We start from the raw sequence: 768 nt of genomic DNA, 5'->3' as shown, positions 1-768 counted from the left end.
GCTACTAGCTTCTTGTTTACGTGCCTGTCATCCATTCCATTCACGTTCTATGGTTCGGCAGTCGCATACGCGTTGCGTTCTCCAACAGCTGTCTCGATCGCGGCTGCTGCTTTAGTTCCGTTAGCGTTTTTTGGCAATATGTTTGCCCCGATATCGGCCACGATGTTGAAGATCGGCATGTTCACACCCATGTACGGTCCATCTGCACTGTCGCGTTACTGGCTAACCGATGGGGCGCAGAGCATTTCTCAAGATCCGTGGTTTGTACAGCATGATCTGTGGGTAGGGATAGTTAACATATTGGTGTGGGCGGCCGTGTTCGCCTTGGCAACGGCGCTACTTCGCAGGAGGACCTTGGAGAGGCAATGAAAATGAAGCCCGCAGCGAAGTTCAGCTGGACTGACAGTGCTTTTGCTTCCGTCTGGCTAATCTTCTTAGTTTTCTCAATCGTCTCGCTAGCCACGGATGACATGCCGAACCTGCAGCGCACGTTTGGATTCGTCTTCCTCATAATGTTCGCGCTGATGTATCCCATTGCCAACGGGTATCTGGCTAGCTGGCCGGAGGGCGCAGTTGGCAAGCGGGTGGCTTTTTGGTGGGCGGTGCTGTGCATCCCCATAGTCGGGTTCAGTATTTTTGTGAGCCCTCTGTTCAGCTACGTGTTTTTTCCCTACATGTTTGCTATCACGGTATTCACACTACGTGGGCCAGTGCGGCTTTGGCTGGCAGCAATATTGGTGGCGGCGTGCACCATCTTCGCGCTGCTTT

1 protein-coding gene and 1 pseudogene are annotated in these 768 nt (G+C 53.1%); both read left to right on the top strand.

The window, feature by feature from the left end; all coding sequences use genetic code 11:
• A pseudogene (locus tag HMPREF1627_RS10695) lies at window positions 1–369 on the top strand (hypothetical protein); the annotation flags it as partial.
• On the top strand, window positions 366–768 hold a 403-nt coding region (locus HMPREF1627_RS01735), incomplete at its 3' end, for a hypothetical protein (RefSeq protein WP_034500584.1). The pseudogene HMPREF1627_RS10695 and the gene HMPREF1627_RS01735, both read left to right, overlap by 4 nt.

This window comes from Actinomyces sp. S6-Spd3, assembly GCF_000758755.1.
Taxonomy (GTDB): domain Bacteria; phylum Actinomycetota; class Actinomycetes; order Actinomycetales; family Actinomycetaceae; genus Pauljensenia.
Note: the sequence above shows the minus strand (reverse complement) of the source record. Positions and strands in the feature narration are given on the sequence as shown.